We start from the raw sequence: 17,740 nt of genomic DNA on the forward strand, positions 1-17,740 counted from the left end.
ATTAGTAATACATGAGGAAATCAAAGAAAATCTTGAAAAAAATTTACTAGCATGTTTTATTTTCAGAGGTATCATGAGAAATGAGGAAAATAAATGAGTAATATAGTTGAAGCCGTTAAAAAAAATCTTGATTTAACACAAAACAAAACATTAAACGTTCTGATTTATGAAGCGTTTCGAAAAACCATCATCCTTGGTGATATTCCAGCAGGTACTCGAATCAACGAGAAAGTCTTTGCTGAAGAATTGAACATTAGTCGAACTCCTATTCGCCTGGCTATGAAGCAATTAGTGAATGAAAAACTTGTCGAACATATTCCTAAAGCGGGAATCGTCGTCAAAGGTATTCGTATCAAAGATGCCTACGAAATTTATGATATCCGTAAATCATTAGATACCCTAGCAACGATCAAAGCCATGAATCAAATGACTGAAGCAGATTTCCAAGAACTGCAAACATTATTAGAACAAGGGGAACAATATAATGAGGCCGATGAAATAGAGCTGGTTTTAAAAAATTTCTCTGATTTCAACGCATTTATCTATGAAAAAAGTCAAATGCCTCGCTTAAAATCAATTGTCCTAGAACTACAAGCCTATCTCGTTTATTTTCGCGACATCGCTATCCGTTCGACGAAACGAAGAGATAAAGCATTGGAAGAACACTGGCTGATTTTTCGCGGGATGAAAACAAAAAATGTCGAACAAATCACGCTGATCACGCATGAACACCTTGATCGATCCTTGCAGTTTATTTTGGCGGAAATGGAGCGTAGACAAATTGACTGAGTCCCTTTCGAACCAGATTACCGACTATGCCATCAAAGCATTGTTCTATGAAGTCAGTCTCAGTCCTAAACCTGGACTTGTGGATCCCTTGACAACCGGTGCGCACCAAGACATGAACTTATTCACATTTATCGATAGCACGATCAGCTTACGTCCGTATTTTCAACAGTACCTACATGCAGGGCTGACACACAAAGGAACCCCTAGGGAGTTGTTTGATAAGCTTAGAAAAATCGGAGTAGCTGCAGAAAAAGCCATGCTGCGTGCAACACATGCCATCAATACGCATAAAGGAGCCAATTTTTCTTTTGCAGTCATTTTAGGGGCGACTGGCTGGTACTTGCAAGAAAAGGCATTGCCTTTAATAAAAGAAGATAGTGAGAGGATTTTGACTTACACGCAGCAAATGACAAACCACCTACTCGCAGAAGATTTCAAAGACTTAGAGATAAAGACCCAGCTCACTTATGGCGAAAAGCTTTATCTGGAATACGGAATAACCGGGATTCGAGGAGAAGCCGCAGCAGGCTACCCTAGTTTGTCGCACAAACTACTCCCGTTTCTACGGACAACTGTTGATTTCCCAATGGAGGAGCGTTTATTGCGGGGACTGATTTTCTTGATGAGTGAGATCGAAGATGGGAATTTATTGCATCGCGGTGGTTTATCCGCTTGGCAAACAGTGAAAGAAGAAAGCAAAAAAATTCACCAAGCCCCCTTCTCAAAAGAAGAATTGCTTGATGAATTACAAAGCTATGATAGGATTTTGACTCAACGCCACTTAAGTCCTGGAGGTTCTGCAGATCTATTGGCATTAGGTATTTATTTTGCTCAACTAGAAGAGATCCTTTAAACACCATCGGGCAAAAAGGTATAGCCTAATCCCCATACTGTCTTGATATAGCGAGCTTGCTTTGGATCATCTTCAATCTTATTTCTTAAATGATTGATAAAAACCATGACCGTATTTGCGTCTAGCTCACTGCCGTTCCATACGCTTTGATAGATTTGTTCTTTCGAAAAAACTTGATCCGGGTTTTCTATAAAAAATTGCATCAATTTTGTTTCCTTGGATGAGAGCTTGATTGGCTCTTCCTTTTTGTAGAGTTGGTAGCGGGACTTGTCAAAGCAGAAATCCCCAATCATGATTTTGCTCTCTTTTGAAAGGGCACGATGCTCTTTGAGAACTTGCCCTCTATCAAGGGTCACTGTTACTTGTGCTCTTAATAAGTTAGGCAAAAATGGCTTGGTAATATAATAATCTCCACCCATTTCCAATCCAGTAATGATGTCTTCTTCATTTTTCTTGCCACTGAGAAAAATGATCGGGACAAGTGGATCTTCTTCACGTATAATCTGAGCAAGATAGTACCCATCGTTTTCATGTTCTAAACTAATGTCCAATAAAAATAAATCAAATTTTACCCGTGTCATGATATCGACTGTCTTTTCAACCGAATCACTTTGATAAATCAAGATTCCGGTCGATTGGAGTGATTTCCATATCAATCGTCGTATTGCTGGATCATCATCAACGACAAGAATTTTTTCGTTTCTCACTTTTTTTCCTCCTAGTTCTTTGGATCAAATTATTAAAGGGAGCGTTTTTTATGAAAAAGCCTTCAAGCAGATTGCTTGTTCTAGGAATGATGACCGTCCTCTTTTTGACTGTATTAGGAATGGTCATCACAGCAAACAGCTATCAGCAGACACAAAAACATGCGTTAAAAATGGGGGAGAATCAACTAGCCAAAATCAATGACTCTGTAATCAAAATATTGCGATTGGAAATCAAATCTTACACTTTAGCACTGGAAGATTATGCTTCGAATATTTTTAATGAAAAAAATTACCATGAACTGATCGAAGACACTCAGTTGGACAACAGTCTCCTATTCAAGACCTCGGCTGCCGCCGGATTATATCTTGTTTCACCAACGGGCACTCTCCTTTCTGGCAAAGACATCCATGCTGACCAATTTGTTAAAGAACCTGTCAAAGTCACGGCTTTTGATCAAGATCCCCTTTATCTCAAAGCTTTAAAGGGGTCGGTTCTTCAAAACGGCGAAGCTTACTTTGCTGATGATACGTCTTATGTCAATTTATATCGACCGGTCTATGACAAGCATCATGTGCTTCAATCTATCTTGGTTCTGCCAATCAATCTTGAAGAGCTATATCAGCAAGAGATTGACACAACAGAAAACCAAAATGGCTATACGATGGTCAAAAATGAAGAAATGAAAGTGCTCATGCACCCTTCCACCGAACAAATCGGATTAGACATCATCAATGGGCGAAAGCTGAAATATCCTGACCTCGACTACAGCGATTTGGCTCATTTAGAAGATGTCCAAAAGACCAATGAAAAAGGAACATTAAGCTACAATTCTTACTGGTGGACAGAAGAAGACCCCAAAAAAGTTTTAAAAATCTCAGCCTATGAATGGATTACGGTTGGGGATGCACGCTGGATCGTTGCCAGTTCATCGGACTTTTATGAACGAAATGGACTCGCACTGCAAAAAAATCTGATCATACTTGGCTTACTGACCATTCTCTTAGCAATCATCATTCTTTTAGCAGTCAGTTTTAGTCATTACAATCGCCAAAACCGGACCTATATCGAAAATCTGCGTTTAGTTGAACGGCAAAATTTTTTGAAGGAAAAGCATGCCCTTGAAAAATCAATGATGCAAAAATCGCAATTGGAAACAGTAGGTCTGCTAACCACTACCATTGTTCATGATATGAATAATTTTCTTACTCCGATGATCGGAAATCTGCAACTGTTGATTGAAGAATACCAGTCAAACGAAGCGCTCGTTGCTGATCTAAATGAAGTCTACCAAGCAGCGCAAAAAGGCCAAAACCTGTCTACGAATGTATTGCGCTTTACTAAGACTGGAATCAAAACGAAAGAATCCCTCTCGATCGAAGAAGTGGTATCAGAAGCCATTGACACCATGCGCGTACTCGTACCAAAGAAAGTCACATTGTCCTATCAAGCTTCTTTTGTGGGCACTGCACTCATTGAAGCCAGTGACTTACAAGTTATTTTATACAATTTGATCACCAATGCTTATCAGGCTCAGCCAGAAAACCCCCACATCCAAGTCAGACTTAGTGCAGCAGCAGATAAGCAGTTGACAGCATTCCAAAACCATTCACTTGCTTATTGCGACAAACATTTTGCGCAACTTACCGTGACAGATAATGGTCCAGGGATCCCGAAAGAAATAGAAAGTAAAATGTTCACGCCTTTTTTCACAACGAAGACAGAGTCCAATGGAACTGGTCTCGGCTTATTCATCGTCTCATCGATTGCTAAGAAAAACGATTGGATCTTACAAGTAAAAAGCACCGTCTATGGAACGACCTTTACACTAGGGATTCCAGTAGATAGCGGCAACGTTCAGTAATCGCTTGCATTACTTATCTAAGCCTTTTGTTCGTTCATTCACTATACCTTTATTATAACGAAAAAGAATGAAGGTTTGACGAAAAGTACAATAAAAAACCAGCTATTGTTTGTCGTCATCAGCCGAAACTCATTTTAGTTTGTCACGGAAATCCCCTCTTGTTTTTCTGCAATGAAAAAATTACAGGATAGCTCATCGCGTGATTATTAGTGCCAGCTTCTGTTCTGCTTTTATGTCATTAAAGCCCTTCTCAAGGGCTTTTTTTGTTGCAGCTGTTTTTAATTGTCGCGATGATTTTACAAAAATCAAAAGTTTTAAGGTGTGTTCGCTTTACAAAAGAGAACATATGTTTGTATTATACAATTAGGGAGGCGTTTTTGATGGGAAGATTTAATTATGAAGAAGAACCGTTACGGGATATTTTGTTCATTGATGTAAAATCTTTCTATGCATCTGTCGAATGTGTCCAGAGAGGGCTAGATCCTTTGACCGCCTTGCTAGTAGTCATGTCTCATTCAGATAACACAGGAAACGGATTAGTCTTGGCAGCTTCGCCAATGGCGAAAACTGTTCTGGGGATCACCAATGTCACTCGTGCTGACAACTTGCCCAACCACCCGGATCTATATAAAGTTTCACCTCGCATGAATCTATATATCAAAGAAAATTTGACAGTCAACAACGTTTATCGGAACTATGTGGCGGATGAAGATCTCTTACTCTATTCAATTGATGAGTCGCTGATGGATGTGACGCAAACGTTGCATTTATTTTTTCCTGATCCTTCTCTTTCTAGAAGCGAGAAGCGGCACAAAATGGCAGAAAAAATCAAAGCCCATGTCTTCAAAGCGACCGGACTGCGGGTAACTGTCGGGATCGGTGATAATCCTCTTCTTGCAAAATTGGCCCTCGATACCGAAGCAAAGAAAAATCCCACCTTCATTGCCGAATGGACATATCAAGATGTGGAAAGCAAAGTATGGGGAATTTCGCAGATGACTGATTTTTGGGGGATTGGTTCTCGAACCCAAAAACGATTGACTCAGTTGGGGATCGAATCGATCAAAGCATTGGCTCATGCTGATCCAGATTTTTTGCGCAGCCGTATGGGCATCATGGGGGAACAATTATACCACCATGCCAACGGGATCGATCGAACGATTTTAGCAGAACCAGCCCCAAAGACAATGGAAAAAAGTTATGGCAATAATCAAGTCTTAAATCGAAATTATTACTTGCAGAGCGAGATCGAATTAGTTATCAAAGAAATGGCAGAACAAGTCGCCGCCCGAATCCGCCGTGAAGGCTGCCAAACACAATGTATCCATCTCTATATTGGAACAGCTTTTGGAGAGACACAGAAGGGCTTTGCCCACCAAATGAAAATCCCTGCGACAGATAACACCAAACTATTGATTGCTCACGCACTGTTCTTATTTCGCAAATACTACACAGGACAAGTGGTTCGTCATGTGGGGATCACTTATTCGAGACTGGTTTTTACCCAAAGCGTTCAGCTCGATTTGTTCCAAGATCCGGAAGAACAACTAAAACAGCGAAAGCTTGATTTACTGATCGATAAAATTCGCGCCAAATATGGATTTACTTCAATCGTTCATGCTGCCAGTAAATTAGAAGGCGGACGAGCGATTGCACGGGCGAATCTCGTTGGTGGTCATGCCGGTGGAATGGATGGTATCTCAAACGAACCTCAAGGCAAAGCAGTTCGTCCAAAATAGGATGGCTGCTAAGCATTTTGCTATACGCCTATCTCTTTTGCTGATAAATTGAATCTGTGGACCAGCCGGAATTCACAGCATTGCTAAAAAGGAGGAAACACCATGTGTGGGAGATATTTATTTGATCCAAGGACAGGTGAGCTGTCTGATTATTATCAAGAACTAGTCACGATAGCCAAAGAACAAAACAAAAAAATCGCTGTTGATGAAGTTTTCCCTTCCAACCAGGTCGTCACGCTGATTGCCGATGACTCGCAGCAAATCGTACCAACCCTAACCCATTGGGGCTTTACTGGTTTCAAAAAAGGCCAACTTTTAATCAATGCCCGAGCAGAAACCGTAGAAGAAAAACGTACTTTCAAGAAGCCATTTCTGGAAAAACGCTGTGCCTTTCCAATGTCTGGCTTTTATGAGTGGGATAGCGATAAGCACAAGTTTCTCTTTGACTCCTCGGAGCCCCTCTACCTTGCTGGTTTCTATCGGAACCATTCTACTGCCAGCGGTTCGGAAGATGAATCCATTATTTTGACGACCAAGCCCAATGCAACGATTGCACCAATCCATGATCGGATGCCTGTTTTGTTGTCGAAGGCAGATGTTTTGCCTTGGATCACGGATGTGACTTTCGCAAGAAACTATCTACTCCAAACGATGCCTGATATTCACCCACAACCTGTTTCGTAAACCAAAACGCCGCCAGAAGAATTTGCTTCTTCTGACGGCTTTTTTTAGCGAGTGACGGCTTTAATAAACAGTAAAGGTCCGTCCTGTCATGATACCAAAAACTGATTTTTCATAGGCAGCAAAAACTTTTTCATCCGCGACAGGCAGAAAGCCTTGGAATGAGGGAGCATAGGTCTCCCAAGAGCCTGCCAGCGCATTCGGACTGACCGCATTGATACGAATGCTACGACCAATTTCTAACGCCGCTGAAGCAACAAAAGCACCGATTGCGCCATTCACCAATGCCGAAGAAGTACCCATCGGAATAAACTCGTCTTGAATGATGCCTGAGGTCAACGTGATACTACCGCCCTCCGTTAAATAATGCTGTCCGATCAACACTAGATTGACTTGGCCTTGCAGCTTGCTGTCAATGGAGCGCTGATTTTCTTCCGGTGTCAACTCCGCAAAAGGTTTGAAGACGGTACTACCCGCTGCGGAAATAATAGCATCTACAGTACCGATCTCTGCAAACAGCGTCCGAATACTTTCTGGATCAGCAATCTCCACCCGGTAGTCCCCTGCACTTCGACTCGCCGTGATAACCTCAACAGATTTGTCTTGTAAACCAGCCAGCAAAATTTTCCCTAACGTTCCGGTATGTCCCACTAAAAGAACTTTCATCCAATCATCTCATTTCGCTTATTTTTTCTCATTCTACGGCAGATTTTTTCTTTTTACAAACGTTAGCTGTCCTTTTCCTCTTTCCCCTCTTTCTGTGCAGGTAAGTCTTGATTTAAGAGGATAGGATAAAGACAGCTATTGTCAAATTACGAAAAAAGTTTGAATGTTTTGTGAAACGCCTTCCTTGTAAAAGGACTTCTATGGTATAACTCTAAAAAAGAAGGTGAAGCTTATGAAAAAAGAAGAACTTTGTACAAGTAAATTCTATTTAGCGAAAGTAATCGGACAACCTACCTTACAAAAGATCAAGATCATTCGCTTACTGAGCAATACAGCGACTGTCGAACTTTTAGAAGGGGGCAACTACGGCGTAGCCAAACTCAGTGACATCCAGCCATTGACCGATTAGCGGTTAGTAAAGACTGCTCTAAAAAAGCGTCAAGCAAACAAGGAAATTCCTAGGCTTGACGCTTCTTCTATCTTATTAAAAAAGTGAGTCTTATCCTTGATGAATCAAAGTTGCTCTGACTGCATTTGGTACATTTGCTGATAGATTCCCCCAGCTTGTACCAGACTGGCATGATTGCCCCGTTCAACGATTCTACCTTGATCTAAGACTAGGATTTGCTCAGCTTGCTTAATCGTTGATAAGCGGTGAGCGATCATAAAAGTGGTCCGTCCTTTTTGCAAGACTGTCATTGCTTTTTGAATGATTGACTCCGTTTCGGTATCAACGTGACTCGTTGCTTCATCTAGAATCAAGATTTTTGGATCAAATACCAAAGCACGGGCAAAGCTGATCAATTGACGTTCGCCACTGGAAAACTCATTGCCCTTTTCTACGACGGGATGATGGATACCTTTCGGGTAACGCGTCAGCAGGTAACCGGCACCAACTTGTTCTAATGCGGATAGGATCATCTCTTCTGTGATTGACGGATCATTCATACCGATATTGCTGGCAATCGTTCCTGTAAACAGATAGGGATCTTGCATCACGATCGCCATCGAACGACGAACGCTGTGACGGTCAAATGCTTCGATCACTTGATCATCGATCGTGATAGTCCCTGCTTGAGGGTCATAAAAACGGAAGAGTAAGTTCAAGATACTGGATTTTCCAGATCCTGTATGCCCTACTAATGCGACTGTTTCACCTGCAGATACTTGAAAATCAATCTCATGTAAAACAGCTTGCTCTGGATCATATCCAAAGGTTACTTGATTGAAAGAAACATTTCCTTCTTTGATCGCAATAACTGCTTCTTGCTGTTTTTCAATTGGCTGATCAGCAAACTCGAAGACTCGTTTGCCAGCAGCTAGCGATTGCTGAACATTGGTGATCGTTTGGACCAGACCTTCGATTGGGTCATAGAGTCGATTGATATAATCAATAAAGGCATAAAGCAAACCTGCGGAGATAGCGAGCCGACCATCCAAGAAGAATGCCGATAATGTCGTGATCAGAATCAGGATCGTTGAATTCCGCAAAAGATTGCCCAATCCCCAGGCAATACTCGAATCCAATAACAGATACTTTCGACCTGTCTGAAACCATTTCTCGACGGTTTCATTGAATTCTTTCTGCAGTTGGCCTTCTCTCTGAAAGGCCTGAATAACTGCCATTCCTTGAACAAATTCATTTAACTGACCACTGATTTGAGAAATATATTCCCGCATGGCAATATTATAACGGGAAGCATACTTCGTATAGACATGTTGCCAAATACCCAGAATCGGAATCAGAATAAGCATAGCCAATCCTAGAGTATGATTCAGGAAAAAGAGTGCCAAGAAAGCCCCAATGATTTGAATGATATTGCTCATCAAATTACTGATGACGATCACATAGAAGTTGGAGCGCAAAACTTCCGTGTCATTCGTGATTCGCGCGACTACTTTCCCAGCAGGAATCTGATCAAAATAAGAAACGGGCAATTGATGCATATGGTCAAAAAGCTGGTCCCGCATTTTCTTCACAATGCGATTTGACATTTTACGCAGCTGCAGCAAGCTGATATAACGAAAGAGCGAGCCAATCAAATTGATCAGCAAGTAACCCGCTAATAATTGGATCAAGAAAAGGATATTCAAATTCCCTGTCTCAACCGATGGAGTCATGACGCCGTCAATCAATCGTTTGGCAATCAGCGGTGATGTCAATTCCAGTGCAGCACCTAGCAGTAGCAATACTGCACCGATCGAAAATTGTTTTTTGTAATAGCCTACATAAGACAGCAGGCGCTTAATCGTTGAGAACATCTTGATCGTCCTCCTTTAACTGTTGATGATAATATTGCTCTTGGTACCATCCAGGAACTGCGATCAGCTCCTGATGGGTCCCTCTTTGGATAACATGCCCATCTTCCAAAACAATCACTTGATCGGCGTCCGTGATGGCGGATAAGCGGTGGGTCACGATGATCGAAGTCGGTGCATCTGTCATTGCTTTAAGGTTTGCGATGATCGTTTGCTCTGTTTTTGCATCGACAGCTGACAAAGCATCATCCAGCAACAGTACATCACTCCTTCGCAGAAAGGCCCGTGCTAGCGACAAACGTTGCTTTTGACCCCCTGATAAAGAAACTCCCTTTTCACCGACTAATGTTTCAAGGCCTTCTGGCATCCGTTTGATGTCTTCAGCGAAACATGCGAGTGATAACGCTTGCCATAAGCGTTCTTCGGATGCGTCTGGATCCCCGAACAATAGGTTTTCGCGAATCGTTCGTGAAAACAACGTATGTTCTTGCGGAACTTCCGCAAAGTGACGACGAATCTCTTCTGTCTGAAAAGCAGTCAAAGGCTGCCCATTGATCATTGGCATTTGATTTGAATACGGGTACCGATGTCCGAACTGACGTAGCAAGGAAGTCTTACCACTACCTGTTTTGCCGACGATCCCCAACACTTCTCCTTTGGTAATAGTCAGATCAACGTCTTGTAAGACAAATCGTTCCGTATTCGGATATTTGAAACTGTACTCAGAGAATTCAATTGTTTGGATCATCGGTACAAGTTGTTGTCCTGTAGATTCTAGCTGATCGCCAGTCTGCAATACTTCATTGATCCGACGCCAAGAAGCAGCCCCTTGCTGCATCACATTTACCAGATCTCCTGCTGAAATCATCGGCCAAACCACCATCGTTAGATAGACTTGGAAAGATACCATCGCACCAATAGTGATTTGTTGATTGGCTACTAGGAAAGCCCCGATCCCGAAACTCATCACAAAACTAATCGCCAAAATGATTGTAATCAGCGGCCCAAAACGGGAATCAATCTCGGAAACGATGTCGTTTTTTTCACGAGTTTCTGTTGTTTTTTGCTGAAATTGCTGCGTCGTTGCTGCTTCTAAGCCGAATGCCCGTACCACTCGGATACCATCGATGATCTCCAACACTTCACTATTCATCTCTGAAACAGAGTTTTGTGCTTCTGTAAAAGCTTTATCTACTTGCGAACCCCATTTGAAAATGTAGTACGCCAAGAGGGGCATAGGAATCAGTGCAATGATTGTCAATACCCAAGAGACTGTAATCGCCATCATGGCAACGATGAAACTCAAATAGAGACTCGTATTCAAGAAAACCATCAACCCATAGCCTACGGTCATTCCCATGACTTGAACATCGTCACTAGAACGAGTCATTAAGTCTCCCGTTCGAAACCGATGATAAAAGGGAGCCCCCATGTTTAAGAAATGCTTCATCAATTGCTGACGCAATTGCTTTTGCAAATCGTATGATCCGATAAATAAATTAAATGTCCAAATAAATTCTGCAATATAGCCTAAAAGTATCGCACCGGCAAACAAGCTGACATAGCGAATCAAAATTGCCATCGTAAAGTCATCTTGAATCAGTGCATCAATGAATAAGCGCAAAATATAGATCGGTGCTACATACATCGCACTGGCAATAACCATAAAAATAAATACGATTGCATAACGCAATTTATGCGCTTTAAAATACGTCGTTAATTGTTGTAAAATATATTTCATTTTCTTCCCTCTCAATCTAAAAAAGTACACAAAAAAGCTCTGCCCTTTCGGAAAAAGGACAGAGCATAACGTCAAAAAATATCGACACTATCTGTGTACTAACGGATTACCGAATAAGGGATTAACTACTATTTTGTTGTTTGCGAATTTTGCTGTAACGTTTTGCATCGTAATCCCTCCTTCTTTTTTTATTTGCTGACTACAAGTAACACTTTACAGATAACTATGAGAATTTGCAAGAATTTTTATTAATTTTTTTTTAAAATGATTGACTTTCTTATAGTCCTTTTCATCACTTAATGATAAAAAAAGACCCTTTATTCTTTTCCCATTCTGTAATAATTCTTCTTGTTCTTTTTTCTCTTTTGTCTTGATAATCCTTAGTCTGTCAAGACAAAGGACGCCATTATTTGGCACAAAAAAAAGTTTTTCATAATCCGCCCACAAAGAAATCTGCTCCCAAAAAAAGACTTCCTGCATGGGAAGTCTTTTCTTAAAAAAGTTTCGTTTTTCAACACTTTGTTCTTTACTATTTTAATAATCGAAAAACTATTACTCGTTTGAGCAGGCTTATGAAGGTCATTTTCGTCTCTTTTTTGCCGCGCTTTTTTTGAAATAGGATGTACGATACCAGTTCAGAAGATGAAGAAATGGGGAACATCCTTTTAGGTCTTAAATAAAATGTTCATCCTTCAAAAATTCTAATACTTGATTTTTCAATGTATCCGTATCAGAAGCTTCCTGACGACGATTAGGTGAGACCGCAGGCTGAGCGATCGATTCGACGGTTTCTTGTAGAGATTCTGGCGGCAATTCCAGCAATTGGAAACTATCTACTACAACTTCGGCACCATAGACAGATTGTCCTTCCTTGGTTTCAAAAGGACACATATGCAAATGTCCATTGATTTTAACACTTGCACCTTTCTGGGTATACCGCAAAAAAGTTTCTGCTTGCTTGCCGTTGATAACACAAGCAAACCATTCTGTTTGCAACTGTTCGCTTGTTTGCCACTGTGCAGCGACTGCTAAATTAAACCGTACACACGTATTATTTGCTGCTGCAGAAGCCAGTTGTTCTCGACTGGGCATCTCATTAATTTTCCCAGTAAGGATCACCTTGTTCGTTGCCACGTTACTCCCTCACTCTACATTTTATTTAGACTCGCACTAATGCAAGATTAGCCATAGTCTATCACAAAAAAAAATTCTTGCAATTCTTTTGAGAACATCTAAAGTGATCTTCTACAGTTTTTGTCGCTGACTTTTAAACAAAATTTAATCGAGCTTAGCCTTCATCAGTCGTTGAATCTATTTCAGAGACATACGTCCACGTCATGCCATTGTCTTCTGAGGTAAATACGCCTTTGACTGTACCACCTTTGTAATCCCCCATGGGACCTTGATTGACCATAACTTTCAACTTTCCATCTTCTAGATAAGGTGCTTCAGCAACCACGAAAACCTTCTTCCATTCATCAGGCATTTCAAAAGCAGCTTCCAGCCATGTGTTTCCTCCGTCTGTCGTCACATAGAGGCTTGGTTCTGTTGGCGTTACTCCGCCGAAACTCATAAAGCCAACATTCTCGTTGAGGTAGCATGCGTCCGTCAAGAGTCGGCTGATTCCCTTAGCCACTTGCTTTTCCTGCCAAGTCTTGCCACCATCTTGGGTCACATATGAGAGATAGCCTTCCTCCCCCATTACGCGGCCACCAGATAAGAAAATGTAACCAAAACCGTCTTGGCCAAATGTCAATTTGCGAAAACGTACAGCTGCTGTCTGCTCTGCCAGAGCAACATTCTTCCACGTATTTCCTTGATTTTCCGTATAAGTATAATAGACATTTTGAGTTGGACTGCCCTCACTAGCATATTCCGTTCGAATAAATCCAGTCCGTTCAGGAGACAAAATATAGCTGCCAGCGATCAGCGCTTGTTTGTCGCCACTATACTCGCCGCCAAAAAAATCATCTAACGGATAGGGCAGAATGATTTGATGTTTCCAGCTATCATAAGTTAATTTCAATTGACTCTTACCAATTTCTGTTTTATACGCAATCGTCTGATTCGTTTCCTTTGAGGTGGTCATTTGATTGTTCTTATCGGTGATCGCACTTAGATCTCCCGCATCTACATTCGTGATCGCTTTGTCCCCTTGAGCAGTCGTAGCAACCTTAACTTGCCAACAAATATCCCGCACAGAACCGTCATCGGAAACTTTACCCCAATAAGATGTCATTGTCTCACGATTGATCGACTTGGGCCACACAGTAAATTTTACCGTCAGCAGCCCATCTTGATAGGTTGCACCACTCACACTGTAAGAATCGATCCGTACATCTTCTTGCACCTTCACAGAAGAAAAATAGCGCATCAAATCATAAAATAAATTAAATCCTTGTGTATTCGGATCATAGTTAAATTCGCTTTCAAAGGGCAGAAATTGATTAAAATAAGTAACGGGCTGTTCTTTGATAGCGGATTGGTTTGCTTGAGAAGTCTCTACAGTTGATGATTTTGAACCACTCGAACTGACCGCTCGTCCTACAGAAAAGCCAATGATGAACCAGATGACTAGCCCAATCACAATCAGTGTCAAACCGACAGCTAACGCTACCCGAATTGCTGCTATTTTTTTATGCTCTTTCACGGGAAAAACCCACCTTTTGTTTTCAATTACTTGAAGTATAATGAAAAGTTTCTTTTCTCACAAGATGCTTTTTCACTTCTTAAGAAATTAAGAAAAGGGTTCCTCATTAAATAGTTTTTAGAAAAAATAAAAGCATTCGCAAAAAAGTGACATACTTCAGGCTTTCCAAAGATGGAAAAACTGAAGTATGTCATTTCTAACCATTCTACTGTTTCTTTCATATTTATTCTTATATTGCTTCTCTGGTTTCTTCACACACGTTGATTAATGGATCAGATTATTCCTTCAGATACCTTCTAAACATCTCCTATCATCTAATAAATATGTGCGAACTTGCGATACAAAATATAATGAACCAGTAATAAAAAGAGTATCTTTCGATCCCATTTTAGCAACAATCTCCTTAATACCTTGTTGCCACTCTTGATAATATTTAAATTGGCTATTTTCTCGAACAAGATCTTCTTTTTTCAACGCTTTCGGGTAATCGAATGTGGTTATTATAAGGCAATTATTAGGGATTTGCTGCATCTGTCGGATCATTTTCCTACTATTTTTGGTTGTTAGCGCTGAAAACAAAATATATTTCTTTCCTTGTTGAAATTTTTCTGTAACTGTATCAACAAATTCTTTTATGGCATGTGGATTGTGTGCCCCATCGATAATGATCGTCGGTTGTGAACTGATTTTCTCCATACGACCTGGCCATCGCGCTTTTTCTAAAGCTTTCTGTATGCTCTCTTTTTGTATCGCTTTGTTTTGCTGCTGACAATAAAGCAAAAAAAGTTGAAGGGCAGTTGCTGCATTTTCCACTTGGTATTTTCCACATAAAGGAATTCTAAGATTTAAAAATTGAAAGTCTTCATTTTCGAAGTGAAACATTTCTCCACTTATAGAATCCTTAGGACTATGACTTTCAGGGCTTTGCCTCACATAGTGAACTTGGTAAGAGGTATTTTTCTTAGAGAGTGGCGCATTTTTTTTAGAAGCGACTTCTTCAATTATTTTCACTGCATTTTGCGAAATGTTTCCTGTAACAATAGGTATGTTTTTTTTGATAATGCCAGCTTTTTGCAAGGCAATTTCTTCCTCAGTTTCGCCTAATATATCTGTATGATCTAATCCAATCGTAGTAATAGCAGTTAAAATTGGTATAAAAACATTCGTACTGTCCCATTTCCCCCCGATACCTGCCTCGAAAATTGCGATGTCTGCGTGCTTTTGAAAATAAGAAAAGGCCATTGCAGTCAATATCTCAAATTCTGTTATTCCCTGATAGCGTGTATCCTCATCCATACTATCTACCAGAGGGCGAAATTCATTTGCTAGCTGGACAAATTCTTCTGCGGAGATTGCTTTCCCATTAATCGAAATACGTTCATAAAAACTTTCAATGTACGGCGAAGTAAATGTACCCACTGCTAGCTTCTGCATTTCTAATAAACAACGCAAGTAAGTTACCGTCGAACCTTTTCCATTTGTTCCTGCGATGTGAATCCCGATAGTATTCTTTTCGGGATGACCGCACAGCTTCAGTAGCTCGTTGACTCGTATCAAACCAGGCCGCGATCCAAATTTTTTGCGCGAATGAATCCAGCGTACTGCTTCATCTCCTGTTTTAAACATTCTTATCATCCCCAATAGAATTGTTAGTTCGTTTAGAAAACATTACGAGCGAAGCGTTTCAAAGGAATCGCATGACCAAAGAATACGATCATGGCTGTTTGTACAGGTAGCATGATCACCGCTTTGACGATACGTATTCCCCAAAGTTTCGTATCGGTCAAAGGAATTGCATACATCATCGACAACCAAATTGGTGTCAGACACAAACTGACAATTAATGTATTGCAAAGAACACATAGAAAAGAATTTTTTATTGTAATGGGCTTTTTATAAAAAAAGTAGCCATAAAGCAAACCTGCAATGAATGAATTCAGTGTAAAGCCAATGAAAAAAGGAGCTTTCCCTAAAAGAGTATTCCCGATAATATCAGCAATTGAAGCACCAATTGCTGTCCACCAAGGGCCAAATAAACTAGCCATAACCACTTCTGGAACAAAATCAAAGGTAATTTTCAACAGCTGGGTTTCAAACCCTAATACTTGAGACAAAACGACCATTAATCCAATCAGTAATCCCATTGTTGCGATAATATGTGCGTCGATTTTTTTCTTCATTCTTAGCATCTCCTTTAATAGAGCTGCTACACAATTAATTTATGCAGCGAATGCAAAGATAGAATCGTGAAATTTGTTTCTTCGTCTAAAAGGCAACATCCCATCCTTATAGCACTTAACGCTCTATCTTCTACTCTGTTTTTTTATTTTTGTCAAAACAGCAATCCTGTTGTTTGAAAGATTCTGTTTCTCTGATGAACTAGATTCCACTTGTATAAATGTTTCATCTTTTATAACCAGCATTTCATTTTTTTGCAACATTTGTCGCTGTGTTCTATCGCCCAGAAGCACTATTGAAAGATTCTCCAATGCATAAATGACAGCAATAGTCTGCGGTTTAATAAAATGCATCTCATTTCCTTTAAGCGCCTGAACAAAGACGTCGTAATCGTCTTTAAAAATAACATTAAAATCTTGACACTCACCCTGACACGTTGTTTTTAATTTACCATCGAAATGGTGGGGCTCAAAAGCATTTAGGCTAATCCAAGAACCTAATTGCCCTAATCTAACTGGATTATCCAAAGACATAAGGATTCGTTGATAACCAGTAAAGTCAGAAAATTCCACGGTATTCATAGTCACTGTCGCAGTTGAGAGACGGAAATCAAAATCTCGTTTAGCTAAGCTACTTGAATCAGGTTCCACTAACAGTTCTGTAGTCTGTCCTCCAGACCACTTTGTGGACAAGTAATCTTCACATGTTTTCTTCTCGATTGTTCCCACACTTCTTCCTTAAACAATATCTAATTCTTCAAATTGACTCAAAATTTTAATATCTTGTGCCACACTGACAAAAGCCTTTTGATCAACATCTTTCATGATTTGATCCAAAATTTCCATTTCATAAGTAGTAATAACCAAAATCAGAATCGTTTGAGTTTCTTGATTATATGCGCCTAGTGCATATGGAATGATCGTGATTCCACGACTTAATTTTTCTTGCAGAGCTGGGATAACTTCATTCGGCTTTTGCGTAATAATCGTCACCTGAACTTTTTTATGTTTGACATACACTAGATCTGTAACTTTTCCACTTATAAAAATGGATAAAACACTATAAAAAGCATAGGGCCAGCCAAATAAATAACCGGCTACCAATACAATGACTCCATTCAAAACAATCGAAATCACGCCAATACTTTGACCGGTGATTTGTCTGATTGTAAGAATGAGCGCATCCATACCACCAGTTGAAAGTCCATATTTTAATGCCAGCCCCAAAGAAAAGCCATTGATTGTTCCCCCAAAAATGGCGCAAATAATCGGATCTGTAGTTAGCTCAGTACTTGGGACGATGTGGATGGCAAATGATGCAACCGTTACACAAATAACCGTATAGATGACAAACTTGCGATTAATTTTGAACCATGCAAGCATAAACATTGGAACATTCAGGAGATAATATATAACTGAAATAGGGACTTCAATATGGCTTTTAGCAAGACCAGTCGCAATGATTTGTGCGATCCCAGTTAAGCCGCCGGCATAAATATTCCCTGGCTGCCAAAAAAGATTCAGCGCCAAGGAATATAAAAAGGCATAAATAAGAATCACTGTTAATTTTGTAACCACCTCTTGCCAGATATCTATTCTTTTAAAACGTGACATAA

Annotated in this window: 17 protein-coding genes and 1 riboswitch; of the genes, 6 read left to right on the forward strand and 11 right to left on the reverse strand. The window is 40.3% G+C overall.

Annotated elements, in window-relative coordinates:
* Positions 1–93 precede the first annotated feature (93 nt).
* Both FE005_RS00455 and citG read left to right on the forward strand, forming a co-directional pair.
* Positions 94–789, forward strand: coding sequence for a GntR family transcriptional regulator (locus FE005_RS00455; protein ID WP_003125752.1), 696 nt, complete (start codon positions 94–96; stop codon positions 787–789).
* The gene (gene citG / locus FE005_RS00460) at positions 782–1,642 is read left to right on the forward strand and encodes a triphosphoribosyl-dephospho-CoA synthase CitG (RefSeq protein WP_138371112.1); all 861 of its coding nucleotides are present in this window, start codon (positions 782–784) and stop codon (positions 1,640–1,642) included. The genes FE005_RS00455 and citG overlap by 8 nt, the downstream gene beginning before the upstream one ends.
* On the opposite strand, the gene FE005_RS00465 is transcribed toward citG, so the two are convergent.
* Positions 1,639–2,349, reverse strand: coding sequence for a response regulator transcription factor (locus FE005_RS00465; RefSeq protein ID WP_135172173.1), 711 nt, complete (start codon positions 2,347–2,349; stop codon positions 1,639–1,641). The two genes, citG and FE005_RS00465, sit on opposite strands and share 4 nt — an antisense overlap.
* 50 nt (positions 2,350–2,399) lie before the next feature.
* Here FE005_RS00465 and FE005_RS00470 point away from each other — a divergent pair, with 50 nt between their 5' ends.
* From FE005_RS00470 to FE005_RS00480, 3 genes are all read left to right on the forward strand, one after another.
* Positions 2,400–4,211 carry an ATP-binding protein gene (locus tag FE005_RS00470; RefSeq protein ID WP_081131561.1) on the forward strand — a complete coding sequence of 604 codons (1,812 nt, stop codon included), beginning with the start codon at positions 2,400–2,402 and terminating at the stop codon, positions 4,209–4,211.
* 380 nt (positions 4,212–4,591) lie between these two features.
* A complete protein-coding gene (locus FE005_RS00475) occupies positions 4,592–5,950 on the forward strand; it encodes a Y-family DNA polymerase (RefSeq protein ID WP_081131562.1) in 1,359 nt (452 codons plus the stop codon).
* Between the two features lie 102 nt (positions 5,951–6,052).
* Entirely contained in the window at positions 6,053–6,634 is a 582-nt protein-coding gene (locus FE005_RS00480; protein WP_081131563.1) for an SOS response-associated peptidase, read from the forward strand.
* A gap of 60 nt (positions 6,635–6,694) precedes the next feature.
* On the opposite strand, the gene FE005_RS00485 is transcribed toward FE005_RS00480, so the two are convergent.
* Positions 6,695–7,297 carry a short chain dehydrogenase gene (locus FE005_RS00485; RefSeq protein ID WP_081131564.1) on the reverse strand — a complete coding sequence of 201 codons (603 nt, stop codon included), beginning with the start codon at positions 7,295–7,297 and terminating at the stop codon, positions 6,695–6,697.
* A gap of 232 nt (positions 7,298–7,529) precedes the next feature.
* On the opposite strand from FE005_RS00485, the gene FE005_RS16800 reads away from it, so the two are divergent.
* Positions 7,530–7,706, forward strand: coding sequence for a hypothetical protein (locus FE005_RS16800; RefSeq protein ID WP_167757172.1), 177 nt, complete (start codon positions 7,530–7,532; stop codon positions 7,704–7,706).
* A gap of 104 nt (positions 7,707–7,810) precedes the next feature.
* Here the strand turns inward: FE005_RS16800 and FE005_RS00490 are convergent, their stop codons facing one another.
* The 9 genes from FE005_RS00490 to FE005_RS00530 form a co-directional block, all read right to left on the reverse strand.
* The gene (locus tag FE005_RS00490) at positions 7,811–9,559 is read right to left on the reverse strand and encodes an ABC transporter ATP-binding protein (RefSeq protein WP_103301014.1); all 1,749 of its coding nucleotides are present in this window, start codon (positions 9,557–9,559) and stop codon (positions 7,811–7,813) included.
* Positions 9,543–11,297 carry an ABC transporter ATP-binding protein gene (locus tag FE005_RS00495; RefSeq protein ID WP_081131566.1) on the reverse strand — a complete coding sequence of 585 codons (1,755 nt, stop codon included), beginning with the start codon at positions 11,295–11,297 and terminating at the stop codon, positions 9,543–9,545. The genes FE005_RS00490 and FE005_RS00495 overlap by 17 nt, the downstream gene beginning before the upstream one ends.
* A gap of 213 nt (positions 11,298–11,510) precedes the next feature.
* Positions 11,511–11,777 (reverse strand): hypothetical protein, encoded by a 267-nt coding sequence (locus FE005_RS00500; protein ID WP_138371113.1) that lies wholly within the window; start codon positions 11,775–11,777, stop codon positions 11,511–11,513.
* Between the two features lie 192 nt (positions 11,778–11,969).
* Positions 11,970–12,431, reverse strand: coding sequence for a single-stranded DNA-binding protein (locus FE005_RS00505; protein WP_003125737.1), 462 nt, complete (start codon positions 12,429–12,431; stop codon positions 11,970–11,972).
* 154 nt (positions 12,432–12,585) lie between these two features.
* On the reverse strand, positions 12,586–13,947 hold the full coding sequence (locus FE005_RS00510) for an oxidoreductase (protein WP_138371114.1): 1,362 nt from the start codon (positions 13,945–13,947) through the stop codon (positions 12,586–12,588).
* 285 nt (positions 13,948–14,232) lie between these two features.
* On the reverse strand, positions 14,233–15,573 hold the full coding sequence (locus tag FE005_RS00515; protein WP_103301016.1) for a folylpolyglutamate synthase/dihydrofolate synthase family protein: 1,341 nt from the start codon (positions 15,571–15,573) through the stop codon (positions 14,233–14,235).
* A gap of 32 nt (positions 15,574–15,605) precedes the next feature.
* Complete coding sequence (locus tag FE005_RS00520) at positions 15,606–16,127, reverse strand: folate family ECF transporter S component (RefSeq protein ID WP_138371115.1); 522 nt, start codon at positions 16,125–16,127, stop codon at positions 15,606–15,608.
* Between the two features lie 42 nt (positions 16,128–16,169).
* A riboswitch (THF riboswitch) is annotated at positions 16,170–16,267 on the reverse strand.
* Entirely contained in the window at positions 16,251–16,853 is a 603-nt protein-coding gene (locus FE005_RS00525; protein WP_138371116.1) for a HutD family protein, read from the reverse strand. It overlaps the preceding riboswitch by 17 nt.
* 9 nt (positions 16,854–16,862) lie before the next feature.
* Positions 16,863–17,738 carry a YitT family protein gene (locus FE005_RS00530; RefSeq protein WP_138371117.1) on the reverse strand — a complete coding sequence of 292 codons (876 nt, stop codon included), beginning with the start codon at positions 17,736–17,738 and terminating at the stop codon, positions 16,863–16,865.
* Between the last annotated feature and the right edge of the window lie 2 nt (positions 17,739–17,740).

The sequence above is a fragment of the Enterococcus sp. M190262 genome (assembly GCF_005843965.1).
Taxonomy (GTDB): domain Bacteria; phylum Bacillota; class Bacilli; order Lactobacillales; family Enterococcaceae; genus Enterococcus_D; species Enterococcus_D gallinarum.